The organism is Tolypothrix tenuis PCC 7101 (genome assembly GCF_963874875.1).
In the GTDB taxonomy this organism is placed as follows: Bacteria; Cyanobacteriota; Cyanobacteriia; order Cyanobacteriales; family Nostocaceae; genus Aulosira; species Aulosira tenue.
Window position 1 is genome coordinate 4,706,950 of record NZ_CAWNJS010000001.1, and the last position, 22,987, is coordinate 4,729,936.

A 22,987-nucleotide genomic window follows, 5' to 3' on the forward strand; every position below is an offset into this window, starting at 1 on the left:
TACAAGTATCAATTTCACAGTGGTACAAAAGAACCAATACACATTATGATGATCGATACAGGTTTAGGTGCATATTCCCTCCTGCCTTACCATAACGATAATTTTTAACACCAAGCTACTTAATTGATTAATGAAAATCTTGCTGATTGAAGACGACGAGATTTTAGTAAGTGTCTTAGCGAATTCTTTAACCCAAAATAACTATGTTGTAGACATCGCGCCAGATGGATATGCGGGTTGGGAATATAGTCAAGCTTATAACTATGATTTGATATTAATTGATGTGGGATTGCCGAAACTGGACGGTATTAGTTTATGTCAACGCTTACGTTCTAGTGGCAATTCCACTCCGATTTTGTTAATTACTGCTAAAGATGCAACTAGCGATCGCATTCGTGGGCTTGATGCTGGTGCTGATGATTATCTCATCAAACCTTTAGATTTAGGAGAACTGCAAGCTAGGGTAAGGGCGCTGTTACGTCGGGGTGATACTCCCGTTTCCCTAATGCTGGAAATTGGGGGATTACAGCTTGATCCAAGTAGCTGTCAAGTAACATTTAATGATAAATTGCTGGATTTAACACCAAAAGAATATAGCTTGCTAGAGTTATTTATCCGTAATCCTTCCCGAGTTTTTAGCCGGGGCAATATAATCGAGCATCTCTGGACTTTTGACGACCCACCCCAAGAGGAAAGTGTTAAATCGCACATTAAGGGCTTGCGGCAAAAGTTGAAAGCAGTTGGTGCAGTAGATTGGATTGAAAATGTCTATGGGTTGGGATATCGATTGCACCCTGCTGTGAAAGAAGCAGGGGAGCAGAGAAGAGAGGAGAAACCAAAATTACCAGTCTCTAATATTCAACAGCAATTCAACCAGGCCATGAGTAAGTTGTGGCATCAATATGCAGGGTTGATGCAGCAACGGATGACGGTACTACAAGAAGCAGCCACCGCACTGACTGGGGAGTTACCTCAAGAGTTACGCAAATCCGCAGAAAAAGAAGCCCATAAGCTAGCTGGTGTCTTAGGAATGTTTGAGCTAGAGACGGGTACTCAGATAGCGAGGGATATTGAACAAATTCTGGGGAAAAATACTAAATTATCTGCGGCTCAAAAAACTCAACTGCGATCGCAAATTCAAGAGTTAGGTAACTTAATCAACTTGATGGGGCAAAAGTCCAATTCAACTACTACTTTAATTGCCGAGGAAATTAGTCAGCGATTGCTATTAATTGACCCTAATCCGCAACTGAGTTCGCAGTTACAACAACTGGTTGAGAACTTAGGCATAAGCTGGGAGCAAATTAGCAAGTTAGAAGAGGCCAAAAATTTACTACAAACTACATCACCAGATTTAGTGGTGCTAAATGTCAGTGAAATAGGACATCGACAAGAAAGTTTGGCGCTGCTATCAGATTTAGCTACTCGGACTCCGCCTATACCTGTTTTGGTACTAGCTGCTGATGAGTTAGCAGAACGCGTAACTTTAGCGCAGTATGGCGCACGGGGTTTTTTGGCTCAACCTGTAACAGCTGCTCAAATTTGGGATGTTGTATCTCAACTATTACAGCGCACTCACGATTTACGAGTGAATGTCTTGGTTGTAGATGACGATCCTGTAATTTTAGCCGCATTGCGTTCAATGTTGGAACCTTGGGGTATGCGGGTGACAGCATTAGACAAGCCGTTACGTTTTTGGGAGGTACTGCAATCTACCACACCAGATTTATTGATTTTGGATGTGGAAATGCCCGATATCAGTGGTATAGAATTATGCCAAGCAGTTCGCACAGATCCGCAATGGCAGGAATTGCCGATTGTGTTTCTCACCGCACACCGCGACATAGAAACCGTACAGCAGGTGTTTGGGGTTGGGGGAGATGACTATGTAATTAAACCAGTAGTAGGCGCAGAACTGTTAGCAAGGATTAATCATCGCTTAGAACGCAGTCGCTTACTCCAGTCGCTTTCTACTAAAGATCCGCTCACCGGATTAGCAAATCAGTTACAGTCTAGCCGCAACTTGCAGCAGTTAATTGCTCAAGCCCAGAAACATCAGCATTCCCTTTGCTTGGCGATATTGAGTGTGACAGATTTACGCCAAATCAACAGCAAATATGGACATGAAACTGGTAACCAAGTATTGCAACGATGGAGTCGTCTATTTCAATCAGCATTTTGTAGCGGCGAAGTTCTCGGTTATTGGGGCAATGGAGAATTTGTCATGGGATTTTCTGGGTTAACCAAACCAGAAGTCAAAGACCGCTTAGGTAATATTTTAACTACTCTCCGCCAGCAAATATTCACAGATGTGAATGGCGATCGCTTTCAAGCAGTTTGCAATTGTGCTGTGGTTGAGTATCCTCAAGATGGACAAAACATTCAATCTTTATATCAAGTTGCCATTGGTCTTTAGAAAGGCTTCCCGCTACAAAAATATCCTATTGCTTTCTGGGCAGGGAGACAAATCACAGTGGCAATCTGTAAATAATTATACAAATTAACTCTAGTAGTCAACCAAGAAAATTAACGTAGGCTTTTAAGCATTCATGTTTCGCCTGATTTGAGTAGCCTTTGGTTGGACTATAAACATCGATACTAGGACTTACGCAATAAATCTCTGAAACTATCTTTACTTCGTGTTCCTTGCGTGCTTCGTGGTTCGTTTTTTCATGATTTTGCGTAAGTCCTGTGTAGTAGTAACATTTTTTATTCTCTCTTCTAGTAATTGTTCAGAATTAAAACATAGTTTCTTTGTAAGAACTTTACAAAGTTCATAAATATCCTAGTTGTATTTACGTAAAACAATGTATTAAGATTTATCAAAATCTAATCGAACAAAGCCTGCCTACCCTAAACTACGGTTTCTTCTGTGGAGTATGGGAAAGTCTTCTGGTGCGTCCTCAGCATAGGGGTACAACGAATACAGGCTGCAAATTTGGTGCATCTTCATCAAGAAACGTTATCAATGTTTAGGCTTTTTTAGGCTTTGTCTTAATCAAGCTAATTTTTCCTGGCTTTGATTTCTGTTATTAGCTTGATTGAAATTGTTGGCAAAAATTATTTTAAATATATCAACCTGGGGAACTGTATATGTGGTTCTCCCAGATGCATATTGTCATTTTTTAATATTTATTTTTATTGAAATTTATATTAGATGAACAACTTTGAGAATATTCTAAATCAAAACTCTAATTCCCCCGGTGCTGAGATTACCTTAATTGACCAACAGTCACTTAATCCGCTCACGGGTCAATTAGATAAGCTTGGGGGAAAAGCAGAAGTCGATTCTCAAACTCTTTTGTTACCAAATAATCTTGAAGATATTGAAGTCACACAAAAGCTTAATGATAATAGTGTAATTCCCTTACCACAGCTATCATATGCCCAAAATCAGCAAGATAATTCTGATTTATTAACTTATGAGCAACGCCAAGAACAACCACTAGTTGGAGACTTAGATAGTGTCAAACTACCATCTGTCGCTGATAATAATGTTAATGCATTGACCGCTTCATCACCTTCTTTAGTTCAAACAATCAGTCAAATTTCTCCAGTTGAGCAATTACCAGGATATACCTTTGTTGTCCCAGGGAAAACTTCAGAATCTAACACAATTAGTTTTAAATGGACACAACGAGACGCAGCTTTTAATAATGAAATTGGTGTATTTGTTATAGATGAATTAGGGCGAATCAACGGCATTGCACCAGGGGAAACAAATTATGCCCAAGCTGCTCTACAAAGTGCAACCAGACAAGTCATATTTTCCAGAGGTCAAAGTGCTGGTACACATAAAGAATTTACTTTTAAAGCGGGCGAACGTCTCGCTTTTTATTTAATTCAAAACAGCACCACAGAGCAATGGCTAGCATCAAATCCGCAGAATCAAATAGGGAAAGGGCCTGTAGCATTCTTTTCACTCAGTAATGCCAACCCAGACCAGATTGACCATGTTTTGACGCAGACATTGGACAATGGTTCAATGCAATTGAACTGGGAAGATATAACAGGAGGAGGCGATCGCGATTTTAATGATGTGGTGTTTACCATTGCAGAATCGCGGAAAGCCATCACTGTTCCCGGACAAAGAGGACAGAAAGTCACCACAAAATTTACCTGGACACAACGGGACGCAGCCTTCAATAATGAATTAGGGTTATTTATTGTTGATGATCCCACAGGCAGAATTGGCAATCTTTTACCTCAAGACACAGGATACGCCCAAGCTGCTTTAACTAGTAAATCCCGCCAAGTGGTGTTTGCAAGCGGTCAAACTCAAGGATATGTAAAAAATTTAGAACTACCATCTCAAGCATATATTGGCTTTTATCTCATCCAAAATTCTCCAACCGAGCAGTATTTAAGCCAGAATCCCCAAAATCAAATTCATCAAGGGCCTTCAGCCTTTTTCTTTTTCCCTAGCGCCAACCCAAATCAATTTGACCATATTATCGAACTATCATCCAATCAACTGGCGTGGGAAGATCAGACTAACGGAGGCGATCGCGATTATAATGACCTAGTTTTTCATTATGAATTTGGTTCGCCTTTTGATACCGAACTGCTGTCACCCACTTTAGATTTAGCCTCAGAAAGCGATAGTGGTGTTAGCAACAGTGACAACATTACCAATGACAATACTCCAACAATTACAGGTAATGCAGAAGTAGGAGCCAAGGTGCAATTGTATAGCGGTTCTGTACTGTTGGGTCAAACCATAGCAGACACCGCAGGTATTTGGCAAATTACTACCAATGAGTTAAATCATGGCACGCAGAATTTCAGTGCGATCGCCACTGATATTGCTGGTAATATTAGTCCTACATCCTCACCATTAAATATCTTCATCGATACGATTAACCCCATCATCAATCTGACGAACCCGATTGATATTGCTCCCTTACAAAAAGGCGCTAGACTCACAGGTAAAATTGATGGTACAGGTTCAGGAATTGCCTCACTCAGCTATCGATTTGATAATTATCCAGAAATAGCTCTGGCGTTTAATGCTGATGGTACATTTGACCAAGAAATTGATTTTACTAATATTGCCAATGGCGGATATAAATTATCAATTATTACTATTGATATAGCTGGTAACACTACAAACAGTCAGTTTAATATCAATGTTGCTAATAGCGATATAGTAGAAAACAGCGCTCCCGAAATTATTAGTCAGCCAGAAACTGATTACATTATTCTGCGTAACAGTAACACCCAAATTCAGGGAATTGCATTAGACACAACTCAAGCGGGTTTAGCAGAAATCCAAGGTCAAGCATTTTTAGACTTTGATAGGAATGGTATCAAAAATCTAGAAGCTGGTTTAGATGGCTTTGTAGTTGAGTTAGTTAACTCAGGCACAGATGAAGTTGTAGGAATGCAAGTTACTCGCAGTGTTGATATCAATAAAGATGGGAAAATTGACCCATTTACAGAACAGGGATTATATAAATTTAGCAACCTCCAAGCAGGAAACTATCAAGTTAGACAAGTTACTCAAGATGCTTGGAATTTAACTTCACCAGCATCACCTATATATAATCTGACGTTAAATAATGGTGAAAGCAAAGATGGATTAAACTTTGGTAATGCTCAGAATTATTTCTATCAACTTCAAGCCATAGATGGGGAGGGTGATTCTCTGAGCTACTGTTTAATATCTGCACCTCAAGACGCAAAAATTGATGCCAATACTGGTAAATTAATGTGGACACCACCTGCAACTGGAGAATATACATTCCAAGTGCAAGTTGTAGATGGTAAAGGTGGGGAAGATATTCAAGAATTTAAATTAAATGTTATCGACCCCAACCGCTTACCTAGCATCTCTTCTAGTCCTAGTGCTAATGCAACTGTAGAAGAAAATTATACTTACCAAATCATTGCTGATAATCCTGATTTAGATGGTTTAAACTTCCAATTAAATCAAGCACCCCAGGGAATGACAATTTCTCCTGATGGTTTAATTCAATGGACACCGCAAGCGAATCAAGTAGGCGCACAACAAGTAAAATTATTAGTTCAAGATGAGCGTGATGGTAAGGTTGAGCAGGTATTTACAATTTTGACTCAGGAAAAATTAGCTAATCCTCAACCATCAACTAATTATGCACCTGTGATTACCAGTAAACCTGCGATCGCAGCAGCCATTAACCAGCAATATAGTTATGATGTAGATGCTATTGATGGCGATAACGATCCGCTACAATATTCTCTGCTGACTGCACCACAGGGAATGAGCATTGACGAAAATACAGGATTAATTTCCTGGAATACTAACAGTCAAACTACTGGAGATTACAAGATTAATGTACAAGTTGCAGATAGTAAAGGTGGTGTTGACACTCAAGCATTTACCCTCACATTATCAAATACCGTTCCGGGAGAAATAAGCGGTATTGTGTGGGATGATTTCAATGGGAATGGAATCAGAGATACTAGCTTTGCTCAAGGTGCAAATCCTGATATTGTCTTTGTATTTGATGTTTCTTTAAGTACAGCTTTTAGTTTCCAAGGTTCTGTGAATGGTAATCAAAAATTTACCACTATTCTCGAAGCAGAAATAGCAGGTTTAAACGCACTCAATCAACAGCTAATTCGTCAAGGACTTGGGGAAACAGCGAGAGTTAGTATAGTGAGTTTTGCTGGAGATGTCAGTTCTATAGATATGAATCCATCTCTTGACGGAACACAGTTAGTGACCAACCCCATTGCTGATAATGATAATAATGGAGTTTTAGATTTTGAACAAGTTATAGAAAGAACTAATATCCGCCTGGGTACTAATTTTGAAGTTGCATTACAAGAAGCTGAAAAAGTTTTCAAAACTATCGGTACCACTCCAGGTAATGGTACTTTAGTGTTTTTATCAGATGGTGAAAATCTTTTAGGGAGTTCCATCATCGACGAAGTTAATAACCTCAAAGCATTGGGAATTAAACTATATGCTTTTGGTGTTGGAGATGGCTCAAAATTAAATGACGGAGATGCAGTTGATGATGATTTAGTGACAATTGACCCCAATGCCAAAATTTTTAAAACAACCGATGAATTATTAAATACTTTTAATGATTTAGGTAGAGGTCAAGATGTAACGGAACCTGTTTTAGCAGGTGTAAAAGTATATTTAGACTTAAATAATAATGGACTTTTTGAACCTGATGAACCTAGCAAAATCACCAATAATCAGAGTCAATTCCGCACAACTTCTCTCACAGTTGCAGCTACAGATGCTATTTTCTTAGCGGGTCGAGATGATATTACAATCCCGCCTTTAGGTAGTAACGATCCATCCTTTCCACTACAAAGAAGAAGAACCTTAAGACCTGGCTCAGTACCAGAAACATTTCCCCAATCAATTACCGTTCAACCAAACGAAATATTTAGTTTTACAGCCAGTGGTGAAGTCAATTTCTCTAATGGGTTTAGTCCGTTTAATCCAGATGGTTATAGTTTAAGAAATACTGTGCGTGGGTTAGAGGGAATTACTGCTTACAATGGCAGAATGGGTTCATTAGTTGGTGTGTTTTTAGATGATGAAAATCCTGTTAATCAAACTCCTCCCACAGAATTAAACTTTCAAAGAATTGGCAGTGAGTTTACATTTTTAACCCCAAGTATCGGGCAGGTTTTCTTTATTGGTGATGGCAAAAATGAAACTGGTCAAATCCAACAATTTGTCGCCCCCCAAGGAGCCACACGCCTATTTGTGGGTATAGCTGATGGTTCGATTTTAAACCCAGGTAATTATGAAGATAATGAAGGTGCTTATCAAGTTACAATTCAAAGCGATCGCTTTGCTAACAACACAAATTACAGCTTTAGTAATTTGCTTGGGGGTATTTATACAGTCCGTCAAGTTGTACCCAATGGTTATGCACAAACATTCCCAACAAATCCAAATTACTACACAGTTAATTTAGGCGCAGGCGAAATTGCTGAAAATCGTAATTTTGGTAATCAAAATACTACCAAGCCGAACCGATTACCAAACTTTATCACTGCACCAATTACTAATGCCCAAACAGGTAAATTATTCCGCTATGAAGCTACAGCACAAGACCCAGATGGCGATATTCTCACTTACGAATTGCTAGAAAAACCAACAGGTATGGCTATAGACTCCGCAAGGGGTATATTAGTTTGGCAACCTGCTACTGACCAAATCGGTAATTTTAATGTTGTCTTGCAAGTACAAGATGGTAAAGGCGGTTCTGCTACCCAAACTTTTCAAATTAATGTAGATGACGGTGTAGATAGGGTTGTTCCTGTAGTTGACTTAAGCTTTAGTAGCAATGTTGTGAACATCGGTGAAAGTGTCACCTTCAACATATCTGCTACAGATAATAATGTAGTGGAAAATATTGCTCTCACCATCGATGGAAATCCAGTTACACTCAATAACGGTTCTGCAACTATACAATTCAATCAAGCAGGTGTATTCTCAGTAATCGCAACCGCAACTGATAGCGCTGGAAATATAGTTAAAAAAGATTTATCTTTGCGCGTACTTGACCCCAACGACACCAGAGCACCAAATGTAGAAATTATTAGTCCGCAAACTAATAAAACTATTACTAACCTTACAGATATTGTTGGTAGTGTAAGTGACGATAATCTCGAATTTTATCGAGTAGATTATGCACCTTTAGACTTAGTTGATATTAATAATCTTGCTACTGCTGACCCCGACTTCATCACCATTGCTGAAGGTAAAACTAATGTTAATCAAGCGGTAATCGGTCAATTTGACCCCACTATATTATTTAATGGCAACTATGTACTGCGAGTCACAGCCCAAGATTTTAGCGGTAATATCAACTCTCAAGGAGTTTTTCTTGGTGTTTCTGGTGACAACAAACTGGGTAATTTCCGATTAGAATTAACAGATTTATCTATACCACTGGCTGGTATTCCCATTCAAATTAACCGAGTTTATGACACACTCCAAAGTAGTTTTTCTAGTGACTTCGGCTTTGGTTGGAGTTTGGGGGTTAAAGATGCCAAAATTCAAGAATCAGTACCGTTAACAGACGCAGAAAAACAAGGCGTACCCTCACTATTTAGCGCAAATCCCTTTACTGCGGGGACAAAAGTATATTTAACCAACCCCGAAGGTCGTCGCGTTGGATTCACCTTTGACCCTGTGGTTTCTGGCGCTAGCTTATTAGGTACATTTTGGAAACCTCGCTTTATTGCTGACCCTGGAGTTTACGACAAATTAGAAGTTGATGATATTAATCTGCAACAAAGGTCAGATGGTAGCTTTGGTTTATTTTTAATTCCTTTTGCCTACAATCCTTCAGAATATAAACTCACTACTAAAGACGGTACAACTTACAAATATGACCAATTTAAAGGTCTGCAAGCAGTTCAAGACCGTAACAACAATACCTTAACTTATCAAGATAATGGTATCTTCAGTTCTACAGGTGCTTCCATTGAATTTTTACGAGATACCCAAAAAAGAATTACCCAAATCAAAGACCCCACAGGGAAAGTAATTCTTTATGGTTATGATGCTAAAGGGAATTTAATTAGTGTTACTGACCGCAACAATAATGCTACTCAGTTTGTTTACAATAATCCAAATCGTCCAAGCTTCTTAACTGAGATAATTGACCCATTGGGACGTAAGGGTATTCGCACTGAGTATGACGATAAAGGACGATTAGCGCGAATTTTTGATGGGAATGGGAATCTAACTAACTTAAGTTTTAATGCTAATGGTTCGGTACAAACTATTACTGATTCTTTGGGTAATCCCACAACATTAGTTTATGACGAGCGCGGTAATGCTATTCAAGAAATTGATGCTCTTGGTGGTCTTATTCAAAGAACTTATGATGTGAATAATAACCTCATCAGTGTTAAAAATCCAATAGGAAATACTAGCACCTACACCTACGATAATCGTGGAAATCTCCTCTCGGAAGCAGATGCTTTTGGTAACAAAACAGTCTATACCTACAATGCCAATAATCAAATACTAACTATAGTTGATGCTCTAGGTAATGTATTCAGTAATACTTATGATGTTAAGGGTAATTTAATTGGTCGCCGAGATGCTGCGGGAAACACTGCAATCTATACCTACGACAACCAAGGTAATCTCCTAACTCAGATTGACGCTGATGAAAATATTACCAGTTACACTCATGACTCATTGGGTCGAGTTACAACTTTGGTCGATGGAAATGGGCAAACAACTCGTTTTACCTATGACGAAAACGGTAATATCTCCAGCATTTTGACACCACGCGGGTTTAATAATAGTTTTATTTACGATGGAGAAGGTCGCTTAACTCAAGTGACTGATGCTCTTGGTAATGTTAGCCAAGTTGAATACAATGCTGTTGGCGATCGCTCGGCTATCATTGATGCACTCGGTAGACGCACTGAGTACCGCTACAACGATAGTGGTTTTCAAACGGAAATTATTTACGCTGATGGAACAAAGGAAAGTTTTGTCTACGATGCTAACGGTAATCGTATAGCGAGCATAGATCGCGCTGGACGACAAACTAATTTTACTTATGATGCACTTGGTCGATTAATTAACAGAGATGAACCTTGTGGTTGTGGTGCTGCTGTTAAATTTGAATATGATGCTGCTGGCCGAGTGATTGCAAGTATTGATCAAAGGGGTAATCGTACTGAGTATAAATATGATGCGGTAGGACGGCGTACTGTTGTACGTGATGCACTCGGTTTTGAAACTAAATATAACTACGATGCTGTAGGTAATGTAATTCAAATTGCTGATGCTCTCAACCGTCAAACGCAATTTACCTATGATTCTCTTGGTCAGTTAACCAAAACTACCTTTGCTGATGGTACAACTGTCCAAAGTTTATATGATGAATTGGGACGAGTTAGCAAAGAAATTGACCAAAATGGTATTGCAACTGAATTTGAATATGATGCACTGGATAATTTAACGGCTGTCATCGATGCTGCTGGTAATCGCACATCTTATGAGTACGACAGTTACGGTAATTTAATCAGTACGACTGATGCTTTAGGAAGAACTACTCGCTACGAATATGATGCTTTAAATCAGCGCACAGCTACAATTTTACCTTTGGGGCAAAGAGAAACTTACACTTATGATGCAGTAGGAAATATTACTAGTACTACCGACTTTAACGGTCAAGCCATCCGATATACCTATGGTCTCAATAACGAACTGTTGCAGGAACAGTTTGCTAATAATTCCAATATTAGCTACACCTATACTCCAACCTTACAGCGGGCTACAGTTACCGACAATCGAGGGAAAACAACATATACTTACGATTTACGCGATCGCTTAACAAGTCGCACAGACCCAGATGGTTCACAAATAACTTATACTTACGACAAAGCAAGTAACCGGACATCAGTCGCAACAGCATCCGGAAGAGTTTCCTATACTTACGATGCTTTAAATCGTATTGATACTGTAATCGACCGGAACGCAGGAATTACTGACTACACTTACGATGCAGTTGGTAATTTGGTAAGCACAAGTTTACCCAATGGTGTTACGGAAACAAGGACATACAATGCTGTCAATCGTTTAGTTGCTTTAGAACAACGTTCATTAACAGGTGCGATCGCAGGATATTCTTACAACTATGACCCAACAGGAAGACGAACCCGTGTTGAAGAAATAGATGGACAAGTTACAGAATACAGCTTCGATTCTCTCTATCGTCTGACCAAAGAAAATATTACAATTCCAAGTGTTGGTAATAGAAGTATCAGTTATACCTATGATGTTGTTGGTAATCGCTTAACACGCAACGATTCAGCAAATGGTATTTCGACTTACGTCTACGATGCTAACAACCGTTTGCAAAGTCTTTCTAGCAATGGTGTAGCTACAACTTACAGCTACGACAATAACGGTAATACTCTTAGTGAAGGTAACACAACTGGAACCACAACCTATAACTGGGGTCAAAAAAATCGCTTGTTGGGTGTAACCACTGCTAACGGCGATATTGTCCAATATCAATATGATGCTGATGGCAATCGTGTTGCAGAAATTATCAACGGAATAGAAACAAGGTTCCGTTTAGATGATGGTCAACAGTTTTCAGAAGTTCTTGAGGAGTACGCCCCTGATAGTACGGTCAAAGTCACCTACACTTTTGGCAATGACTTAATTAGTCAAACGAGTGGTGGAAATATAACTTACCAGCATGGAGATGCACAAGGTACTGTTAAAACTCTCACGGATAACTTAGGCAATATTACTGCGAAAATTGCTTACGATGCTTTTGGTCGCATTTTAAATCAAGCAGGAACGACAAGCATTACACATCAATACACAGGTGAACAATTTGATAGAGAAACAGGATTAACTTATCTACGCGCTCGTTACTACAATGCTGAGGTGGGAAGGTTTCTGTCTCGTGATGCTTTTGAAGGTTTCTCATATAGACCTTTGACACAAAATCAATATTCTTACACGGAAAATAACCCAGTAAATGGTACTGACCCTAGCGGAAATTCCACAATTGAATTAAGGACAACTCTAATACCAGCTATCAGCATTGCTTCTCAAGCAAGGAACAGCGTACTGGTAACAAATATTGGTACAGGTATAGGTCGAGAAATAGTTAGAAAACGCTTCAATGTTTATGGTTTACGTATTGCTATACAAATATCCTGTAATCTCCTGAAAGTATCATCTGCGATTTCTATCACTAATACTGGCGTAAGCATCTCTTTGATGGAATTGCAAGATAAGGGTGGACAACTCAATTGTGGTTATGAACCTGAACCCAAAGAAGAGCCACCATGTGATGACTATAAAGGAAACTTTCCTTTTGGTAGGCCAAAGTATCTAGGAAATCAGCAATATAATCCCTGGCTTGAAATCGGACAGGATTTCGTCCAAACAAAAAACTCTCTAGGAAAAGTTTATTACGAAAATCAGACTACAGGTGAAACTTACTATCCTGACTTATTAAATACAGAACATAGAGGAAAAGGACACTGGGACTATAAAGCAAATGGGAGAAAATGGCGTGTTTATGATGATGATTGTATAGAAGAGGACAAGCGATAAGTTAGTTGCAGTTTAAAGCGTGATGTCTGTATTGGTTATAAAATTCTCTAAGGCAATTGCATCTGATTATAGGTTAGTAGTATTTATAATTTATTGCTACTAGATCAGCTTTAAATGCGAAGCAAAATCATCCCCAGAATCAGCAACACCTGTTTTTACAATGTTCTACAGCAAATTTTAATGATAGGTGCCTAGATTTAGATAACATTTAGTTTTTGTATGCTATGCAGCATCAGGATAATTATTACGTTTTCTCCCCATTAAGAACAGTACCTTCTGTTTGTCCAATCAAGGTAAATGCAGCCCAATATTTGGGATGGGGATGGCGTTCCATCGTTTTAAGCATTGCTTGGCGTAAGGCTTGAGCTTTGTTAAAATTTAGCTTAAGTTGACAATAAAATTCTTTCATTAAATCAGCGGTGCAATCATCGTCAACTGCCCATAGGGAAACAATAATACTGGGGGTTCCGGCACTAATAAAGGAACGGGATAAGCCGAGAATGCCATCGCTAGTAATTTCTCCTTTACCCGTATCGCAAGCACTGAGAACAATTAGAGAAGCATTTAGTTGTAAGTCAAAAATCTCACTACTCGTCAGCAGTCCATCCTCTTTACCTACCTCTGGTGCTAAGGCTAAAGCTCCTGGTAAGTCTTGCCGTTGACCTGGGATTTGTCCGTAATCAAGCAGTCCGTGGGTAGCAAAATGAATAATATCTGCATGGAGTAGTTTCGATTTTATGGCTGTCTCTGTAGCTTCAGCACCAATAAATGCTTTAGTGTTAAACAGTGTGGCAATTTCCAATGCTTCTTTTTCAGCGCCTGGTAAAGGAGATAATTTTGTAGCTGGTACTCCGATGTTTAAAGAAACGCTGGGCATGGTAGGATTGCCGACAATAAGTATTTGAGAAGCTATTGAGTTCTGACTCAACCTTTGTTCTAGTTTTTTACGAGTTAAATCCAGTACTTGAATTGATGGTGCCGTCAGAACAGTATGTTCTTCAATTAGGTATTTGCCCTGCTCATTCTTCAGTGCAGCAAAGGGAACCAAGAACAGTTCTTTATGTGGAATGAAGATAATGTGGGCGTTAGGGTCGGAGGGAAGCTGGTCAGCAATGGGTTTAATGAGCAAGTTGTACAATTTCTGGAGGTATTGCTTTTCGTCTTTATTTGGTGCGCGGGCAATTGGAATACTTTCGCGACTTCTAACACCAATGGCGTTACGGCTAATACTAACTAACTCTTGTAAGGGACTTTCAAATAAAAAAATATCCAAAATTTTCTTATGGGGTGAAGTCCCCAGCTCACCTTCGGAACGGGCAAGGATGCTCTGGAGTTTGCCGGAAAGAACATCTTCTCGGCAACTCCTCTCCATTCCACATTCTGGGAGAATTATATTTTTGGAAGTCCCTAATGAGATGTTGAGCGATTTAAGGTTCATTTGCTTAAAAACAATTTCGCCATTGGGTTTAATAACCCAAATGTAAAGTTCCGATTTATTGACTGAGTATTCAACAAGTGTGGCATTATGCTGCTGTGCTATTTGTCGAATTTCCTTAATTGTGGGAGAAGTGATAGTTGTTTTATCTAATTGCCCGTTTAACTTCTTGCTCAATAAATCTACAAATGCTCTAGCTCGACTGCTTTCAGCAATTTCCAATGCTAGTAAGGGCTTTTTTTGATCAATAAGAACAGCTTGCAATAAGTCATAAGTGTTAGCTTGCTGTTCAAATATTGATACTTTAAAATCATCATGCTCTCCTAAGCTTCCTCGTACAGATTCCCAAAGCTTAATCCCCGCGCGTAGTCTATTTTCTGCTTCTTCAATTTGATTTAAGCCTAAATAAGCAACTCCCATATCAGTTAGAATGCTTGCTTTGCCAGCAACATTTTTGAGTTCCTCCATAATTTGCAAACTCTGCTCAAAGGACTCTAATGCTTTAGTATATTCCCCTGTTAAAAGACAAATGCTTCCTCGAAAACCAATAGAAGCCCCTTTACCAATTTGGTCTTGTAGTTTCTCTTTTAGCATCAAGCTTCGTTCGTTATAATCCCACGCTTGTTTTAAATTTCCTTGGTAATAGTCAATATTAGCTAAAGCTTGTAAAGCATTAGCTTGTCCCTGCTCTTCGCGTATATTCTCGGCAATCTTCAAGCTTTTTTGGTAATTTTCTGACGCAGCAGTTAATTCGCCATTTATTATGTAATATCCTCCTAAACCTTGTAGGGCATGTATCTGCAACCAATAGGCATTTGGATGATTTATTTTATTGGCGATAGCCAAACTCTGCTCATAGTAATTTCTCGCTATATCCTTCTGTAAATAACCTAAAGCATCATAACTCCTTCCTAAATTAAATAAAGCGCTAGCCTCTATAAGAGAGTTTTTCAAATCTCGCCCGATGGATAAAAGCTTATTGTTACACTCTATCGCCTGAGCATATTGGCTCGTGTAATTATAAGAATCTTGCAAATCCTGCAAAGCATCTAGTTCTCCTTGAAGGTTTCCTATTTCTTGGAAGATAGATTTAGCCTGCTCATAACATCTAATTGCTGCCGGAAAATTCCTGTACTCTCCAGGTGCCCAATAATGAGCTTTTCCTATACAGGTTAGAGCAACAGCTTCGCCGTAACGATAGCCTATTTCCTTAGCAATTCCCATAGAAGAAGTGCAAATTTCTATAGCTTTACCTAAATCCCAAGCGTAGGGTGGATTGTAAGAAGCTCCTAAAGTATTGAGGATATCTATTTGTAATTTCTTAGCAGCAAAGTCATTTATCTGTTCAGCAATTGCCAAACTTTGCTTATAATAATTTCTTGCTTCGTCTAAATTGGACAAACTTTGATAATCAATTCCCAGATGGAACAGAGTTTCAGCCTCCAAAAAATCCTGCTTATGGTTTCGCACGATGGCTAAAAGCTGCTTGCTTGACTCTATTGCTTTTACATAATCTTGGATGTTACGGTAAAAGAAACTTATATAATACATAAGCATTATTTGCATCTGCTGATAGTTTCTTTCCTGGCAAATAACCAAAAACCGCTCGTAGTAATCAATTGCCTTGAAAAACTCCTGACTTTCAGAGCCAGCATTTTTAAGAGTAATTAACAAATTAATAACAGTACTGATTAAGCGTTCGGAAGTGTTTATACTGTTTTTTACTGCCAGATTTACAGCATAATCTAGCATTATTTGTACCAACTCAGCATTTATTAGGTTTTGATTGCTTTCCAAGATTGTTAATTCTTCACCACTGGGGCAGTTCAGCAGTACTTCAATCAAATTTATATAAGCTTGGTTACTATTTATATTCATAGATATATAGATGGACGCTTTTAAAGGATAAAGTGGGCAGGCTTTTCTGCCCACCCCACAAGACTAATCAACAAGATAATTTAGGATATCTTTTGAGAATTCCTTAAATAGCTTGGATTTCAAACGAGGAAGTAATATCGTTAAAGTCATCACCTATATAAGGAGTATCACTTGTAAGCTCCTTGGTTCGTCCTTGAAACCCGCTATGTTCGTAAAGAATAACTCGAAGTCCTGATGGTATTCTCAAGGAACTAAAGCGGTCATTCCAATCAAGATTTTGACCAACATCATATCTTGCTGGCTCTAATTCGCAGCTTACTCCTTGATAATCACGGTCTACATATAAAGTAACTTTCTTGGATGCTACTAAACCAGGATACATTTCACGAATGAATGCTTTATCCATTTCAGAAAGTTGGTTATTCCAGCCAATTTCAAAACCTCCAAGTGTTAATTCTTTAGAAACTGAATAGTGCATAATTGACTGTCTATCGTACTGAGAAAATTGTGTAATGTCAGTACCATATTTTTGAAAAATATTGCTGTCAATTTTTTCTTTATTCCAATTATTTGGTGGCCCCATATAATAGCTGTAAACAGCATCACGATTCCAAGGAATTCCAGCTTGGGGATGCTGATGCTCGTGAATACAACCCAGAGCATGACCAAATTCATGAAGCACAACTCCCATATAATCTTGGTCAGACGAATCTGGTTTTAACCATCCATAGTTCATTGTTGGCTCATTTTTGGCACGAGTTAAAGCATCAGTACCTAGATAAGACCAAGAACCTCCAGGTTGACATGAAATACGAATTTCTGCATCAGGGTCATTTCCAAACACTAATTTAAGGTTGGCGTATTGAGTCCACTGTATTGCTATTGCTTGAATTTTCATTTGAACCATAGGGTCACCATCTAAGAAACGAACGCGCAAAGTCCGACCAGGTTGCCATTTTTTACCTGTTATCAGCGCCATTCTATCTGGTGAACCATCAGTTGTTTCTGCATTTTTTGGATTTTCTTCAAATGCAATTCTCTGTGCTTCTTCAGACATATCGGCTGGTATATCTATACAAGCTTTGATATTCTCAAAGTTTATATTTTCAGATTTGATTTTTTCTGACATGTTACCACTCATAATTTCATTCCTGTTTTTACATTGAATTGGGTTAACGCTTTTACCATGCATTTCCGTAGGGTCGCCACTGGCAACCTTACAGCTTTACAGCTTAGGTAAGTGTCTTAACTAATGCTTCTAAACCTGCTGAATTAGTCAAGTAAGTCAGGTGGCCGCAAGCAACATCTGAGGAGCTTCTTTTGTATCAACGGTACTATTTCCTATATCAAACAGTTCCAAAACCCTCAAACCTGGGTCGCTTCCGCGCGTAGTAGTAAATTAATTGGAAAGGTTGGATCAGATTAGAGTCTTGTAGCAAAATAGCTGGAAGTAGTGGTTTTTCTCCTATATGCCTACTAACTTGAGGCCAGGTTGTTAAGCTCACTTTCGCTTGTAAACTTGGGTGTGGTTACAGTTGAACTACGGAATTTAGTAAATTAGTACTTTGATGAGGTTGAATTTCAACAGCATCTTACAGACGTACAATTGTTACTGCAATTTTCTTTGTCATCCAATCATCTAGTTTTTTGGTACTGGTACCAGGTTCACGGGTCTGAACTCTATTCAGTAAAAGATTGAGCGTACTATCTTTTTGCGTCAGCGAACGACTCTGTCGTGGTGGGTTGAGCCCATCTTGTTCTAACAATCCAGCATCAAACTCTGTGGTGCTAACGATTAGCTTAAATATCTCTTTGTACTCAGTTACTCCTTGTTCTAAAAAAGCATCTGGAATATAAAAGCTGTTGTCACCTTCGATACTTTGATACGCTTCAAGAACGATACTACTTCTTTCTTCAAAGAAAGGTAGATAAACTCCGTAGCTTTCTGAGAGTTCCAGTAAGTTGCAATAAAGCCTTCTTGAACTATTATTAGTCAAAGTGACTTTTATTCGTGGTGGTTCCCACTCACCTTTTTGATTAGTGTAATACACCCGTTTTTCTAAATCTCCTTTAGAGGAAGATACCTCTTGCCCAGAGATAATTTGAATCGACATCTCCACTTGTTCAGGTTTAATAAAACTTGTCGCTGGGCTTTCAAGTGTAAGAATATTATTCCACCGTGCGATATGTTCTAAACGTTGAATTGCCAAGTGCGCTCCCTCTTGTTGTGGAATGGGAGCAACTAAAGAACGGTTATCTTTAATTATCCAGTATTGACCATCGCGTGCTAACAAGGTGCAATATGCATCATCTGGAGAGTCTACAGCATCCACATACAACGAAGAATTTCGATTAGGACTTGCTTTTGATAGGGCTTCTTTTGCCAATTTTACACCTGTTTCTTCTCCTGTATTGCCTTGAATATAAACTTTTAAAGGTGCCAGTGGTACGCTGGTAATCACTGCCCAGTAAGCTTGAGTTTGAGATAAGCCGCTATCACGAGTAATCTCTACTTTACTAATTTGTGGTAGTACTTGGGTTACTTTCGCTTCAGCCACAGCATTATTTAATTGGTGTAGTTCTTCTGTACTGCTACCAACTGGAAAAACAGCTAGCAAGGTATTTCCACCTTTAGATGATTCTGGTACACCATGCAAAGCACCGCTATCAATTACCCAACTATTATGTTTTGTATTATGGCTCAAGGTAAAATATTGAGGACGTGTACCAATTGCGCCACCTAAAAAAGATTGATTTAGTTCTTCTGTGTTATTTGCTTCAACTTGTGGTGACTGTTCTTTAAGTTGACTAACTACTAAAGCACTTACATTTCTAACTAAATCTCGATAAGATATGGCACCATTTGTTTTTTTCAAAGTCTCTGTAAGGAAATAAGAAAAGGCACCTCGTCTTTGACCATCTTCTCCAGTATACTCCTGCGCTTTTTCATTTGAACGACAAGCGGCAATAGCAATATGTTTCCCCTTGAACTCTGGGAATTTAATATTGTTGTCCTGCTTATCAAATGCAACTGAGTCCAATGCAAAAATGAAACTATTCCAAGGACGTTGGCGCTCATCAGAGGGAGCTTGACGGACTGTTTCTACATCTCTTGTGCCAGTCCCAGAGTGACAACAGTCTAAAATAACAACAGTATGTGGGTTATTTTTTGACACTTGAGAGATCAAGTAAGCTAATTCCTTATCTGCAATGTCCCAACCATCTGCCGTGCGACTATCGTAGCAAATCAAAGTTTCATTATATTGGTCTAGTTCTAAATGAGAAAAAACTTCTGGTACTTTCTCTTGAGAACCATGACCTGCATAGTAAAATAGCACAACATCATCACTATCTGCTTTGCATAGGTGTTGTTGAAAACCATTAAGGATTGCTTGACGAGTCGCTTGTTCATCAATAAGAATCCACGGAATATCTGTAGATTCAACAAGTGTCCATTCACTATCTTTATCAATTCTATCTCGTAAATATGCCTCGATTGCTTTGATATCATTAATACAGCCTGTTAGTGATTTTATTGAAGGCTTTGATTCTGGATGATAGTTATCAATGCCAACTAATAAGGCGTAAATATTCTTAGCCATAGCTATTCTTCCTGATAATTTTAGTATAGTTGCAAGGGAAATTAACTGATACAGTTGTTTATAGAGCTTTCCTAATGCTTAGACTGTTTCTCTGCATTGAGGTAAAGTCTCTCCTAAGCGTAGGGTCTCATACCATTGCAGTAGACGTTATCATCTGCATTTACCCCCAGCATTTGGCTAAACTGCCTGTAAAAGCTTACCCTGCTCTCAACCTTTTCATTAGTAGGTATACCGCATTCCAGACCACCATTGATAATATTGATAGTCATGCCAAAACCAGGTGTAAGCCCTTTGTTTCCATCATCGGCAGAGGGTGTCCAATCACCGCTCATGACCGCGTGACAAGAAGGTTTTGGTGGTTGAGGAGTCATCCAAAACCACAAAGCGGTTTGGAAGGAGATAGCACCATCAGACTTGACTAAATCGGGGTTAGAAAGTAAATCCACTCCCAACGCTTGACCCGCTGCACCGTAATTGTAATTCCATGACAACTGCATCGGACCGCGACCGTGATAACTGCGACCGGAAACACAGGGATAAGTAGTGTTGTTGCGATCGCAGTAAGTAGCTTCACAGCCCCCATTTATACAGGCTAATTCTTCAATATATATAAGACCGCTAGTTTCATGGGCGATATTAGCTAGAAAGGCTGCTGCTTCACGTTTACGTTGTATGTCGGTTCCTTGATTGCAGAAGTTTGGATATTTCCCTGTTGCACTTACTAAACTGTCGTAGGAGTAAAGACTGTTACGATTGGGAAACATAGTTTCATAGGTTTGACGAGATACAATATCCGCAAAACTACCGCCCCCTGGAGGTTTCGGAGTTGAGCCATTAGGAAGACAAACTTCATTGCCAGGCTGTAATCTTCTAGCTTCTTCTTCTGTGAAAGGAGTACAATTTGGTTTGGTGATTTCTCTCCAACGACTGCTGTCACCTAACTCTCGCTCGGCTATGGCAGCGAGAGTATCTCCTGACTTAATAATGTATGAATTTCCACAAGTACAAGTCATAAATCACTTCCAAAAATGATAGACAAACCTAACTTGATTCATTTTTTAGTTCTATAGAACGAAGGTACTCCACCGCTCGATATTTTCATACCGAGCGAGCTAGGGTACCAACCCCTGAACCATTAACGTGGCTAAATACTACTAAGCGCCAAAGTTTTGCGTCCAATAAGTCCCAAATCTACCTCCTCCTTGAGCATATCCCACGCCAATGTCACGGAAGTTAGGATTAAGAATGTTTTGACGATGACCGGAGCTATTCATCCAAGAGCGCATTACATCTTGAGGTGAACGTTGACCTGCTGCTACATTCTCTCCAGCCGTGCGATAATTATAACCATATCGCTTTATGCGATCGCCCATTGATGAACCATCAGAGCCACTGTGGCTCATAAAGTCATTTCTTGCCATATCGTTGGAATGTGCTTGCGCTGAGGCATTGAGTTGTGAGTGCATTCTCAGAGGTGATAATCCAGCTCTGCCTCTTTCATGATTAACGATATTGACAACTTCCTGAATTACAGATGTAGACCTGCTGTCCAAGTCTATTGGCGATGGGTCTTCAATATTACAAGATAGAGGCATCTCTGCTTGAGCGGGATTTTTTAGTTCAATAGTTACGGGTTCGTCAATCACAACCTCAGATGTTGTTTGTTCTAAATTAGAATCAGGTGTTATAGTCATGATTTTTCCCTTTAATCAATTGAGTTGTGTCTAGATGTTTTTTGATGACAAGCGTTTGGTAAAAACTGATAAAACTTGTCTTGAAAATTACCATCACTGTCTGTATAGATATAGTTGGTATTGAGCCTATATCCGAGTATTTTCCTGCTAGATGGTCTGAAAAGCCTTATTATGTCTGGGTTTGATAATTGTTCATAATTCTTCTGGATTTTGTAGGATATTTGGCAAAGCAAATCCAAACTATAGAGTTTTTTAGGAAATGTTCTTTGCGAATCTCTTTGCTCTTTCTTAATACCAATAGTATTCTTTATTAACTAGTCATACATCGACATTTTCTGCATATTTGTGTGCAGTATTCATACTTAGAGAATGCAGTTTTATGCAATTAGGCAATCGCATAAAACTGTATAATGCAACAAAATTAGCTGATTTCTTGTTCTGGCGTTGCAGATAATTTGAGGTATTCTACTGTGCGAAAACAACAATATCCCCAACTTATCCAATAAGTCAGGGATATGAATTTTTGCGTTGCAATTTACATATAGATGGCTAGGATTAAAACTCGAAAATTTTTATTATTTGCAGGTAATTATGAAAGTATAGCATTAGGCGAATAACTCCCTGCTTACTCAGACCCTAAGATGTGTAATTTTGCGTTCTACTATTTGTCGTTCCTGACCAGGTTCGTTTCATCGGTATCAACGACAAAGACAGCCAGCAGGCGTGCGGGTTCAGTTCCACTGTTATTTGCGCTGACAGCATGATGATCGCCAGGTACTTCGGCCCATCTCTCTGCATATTTCAGAACTCTTTCCCATTCCCAGCGCCAAGCAGTCTCTACCGTTATTGCTTTGTGTGCAGTGCTCTGTGGAGCAGATAGTTGGGTGGCAATTGAACTATATGGCTGCACGAAATATTAATGGTTAAAAACGGAAAAACGAGTGAAAGTAGGAGTAAAAAACGAATACCGCTCAAAAAGTAGCTAAAGCAGTCTACAAAAATTTATGATTGCTAAATAAAGCTTTCAAAATAGACGTAGTTTTAAGGCTGAAATATGTTTTTTAAATTGTAATTTACTTATCCTATGGCATTTAGATTGTGGGTCAGGTAATTCCCAGATATCTCTTTGTATATGTTCTTGTTCTACTAATAACTGAATATCAGGTGGTAACTGGGAATATTGAGCAAATGACCAAGGTTCACCATTTGATAATTCCTTTTCTATGCCATGAAACATAATGTTTACCTGGGTTATGGATAAGTTATGATTGCAGCCGGTTATGTCAATGTATCAGCAACTTTTTGCTAAGAT

General features: G+C 38.9%; 8 protein-coding genes. 2 read left to right on the forward strand and 6 right to left on the reverse strand.

Going from position 1 to position 22,987, the window contains the following annotated elements; all coding sequences use genetic code 11:
• Positions 1-130: 130 nt before the first annotated feature.
• Both AACU25_RS18875 and AACU25_RS18880 read left to right on the forward strand, forming a co-directional pair.
• On the forward strand, positions 131-2,416 hold the full coding sequence (locus AACU25_RS18875; protein ID WP_096578203.1) for a response regulator: 2,286 nt from the start codon (positions 131-133) through the stop codon (positions 2,414-2,416).
• A gap of 741 nt (positions 2,417-3,157) precedes the next feature.
• Complete coding sequence (locus tag AACU25_RS18880) at positions 3,158-13,066, forward strand: putative Ig domain-containing protein (RefSeq protein ID WP_096578205.1); 9,909 nt, start codon at positions 3,158-3,160, stop codon at positions 13,064-13,066.
• 244 nt (positions 13,067-13,310) lie between these two features.
• Here AACU25_RS18880 and AACU25_RS18885 read toward each other — a convergent pair whose 3' ends face one another.
• The 6 genes from AACU25_RS18885 to AACU25_RS18915 all read right to left on the reverse strand — a co-directional run bounded on the left by AACU25_RS18885 (position 13,311) and on the right by AACU25_RS18915 (position 22,912).
• Positions 13,311-16,379 carry a CHAT domain-containing protein gene (locus tag AACU25_RS18885; RefSeq protein WP_096578207.1) on the reverse strand — a complete coding sequence of 1,023 codons (3,069 nt, stop codon included), beginning with the start codon at positions 16,377-16,379 and terminating at the stop codon, positions 13,311-13,313.
• A 103-nt stretch (positions 16,380-16,482) separates the two neighbouring features.
• A complete protein-coding gene (locus AACU25_RS18890) occupies positions 16,483-17,508 on the reverse strand; it encodes a beta/gamma crystallin domain-containing protein (protein ID WP_190445606.1) in 1,026 nt (341 codons plus the stop codon).
• A gap of 463 nt (positions 17,509-17,971) precedes the next feature.
• A complete protein-coding gene (locus tag AACU25_RS18895; RefSeq protein ID WP_096578211.1) occupies positions 17,972-19,981 on the reverse strand; it encodes a caspase family protein in 2,010 nt (669 codons plus the stop codon).
• Positions 19,982-20,094: 113 nt separating this feature from the next.
• Positions 20,095-20,994: a chitinase gene (locus AACU25_RS18900; protein WP_096578213.1), complete on the reverse strand. Its 900-nt coding sequence runs from the start codon at positions 20,992-20,994 to the stop codon at positions 20,095-20,097.
• Between the two features lie 141 nt (positions 20,995-21,135).
• Complete coding sequence (locus AACU25_RS18905; protein ID WP_321206575.1) at positions 21,136-21,675, reverse strand: CAP domain-containing protein; 540 nt, start codon at positions 21,673-21,675, stop codon at positions 21,136-21,138.
• 1,024 nt (positions 21,676-22,699) lie between these two features.
• Positions 22,700-22,912 (reverse strand): hypothetical protein, encoded by a 213-nt coding sequence (locus AACU25_RS18915; RefSeq protein WP_096578215.1) that lies wholly within the window; start codon positions 22,910-22,912, stop codon positions 22,700-22,702.
• Positions 22,913-22,987: the final 75 nt, after the last annotated feature.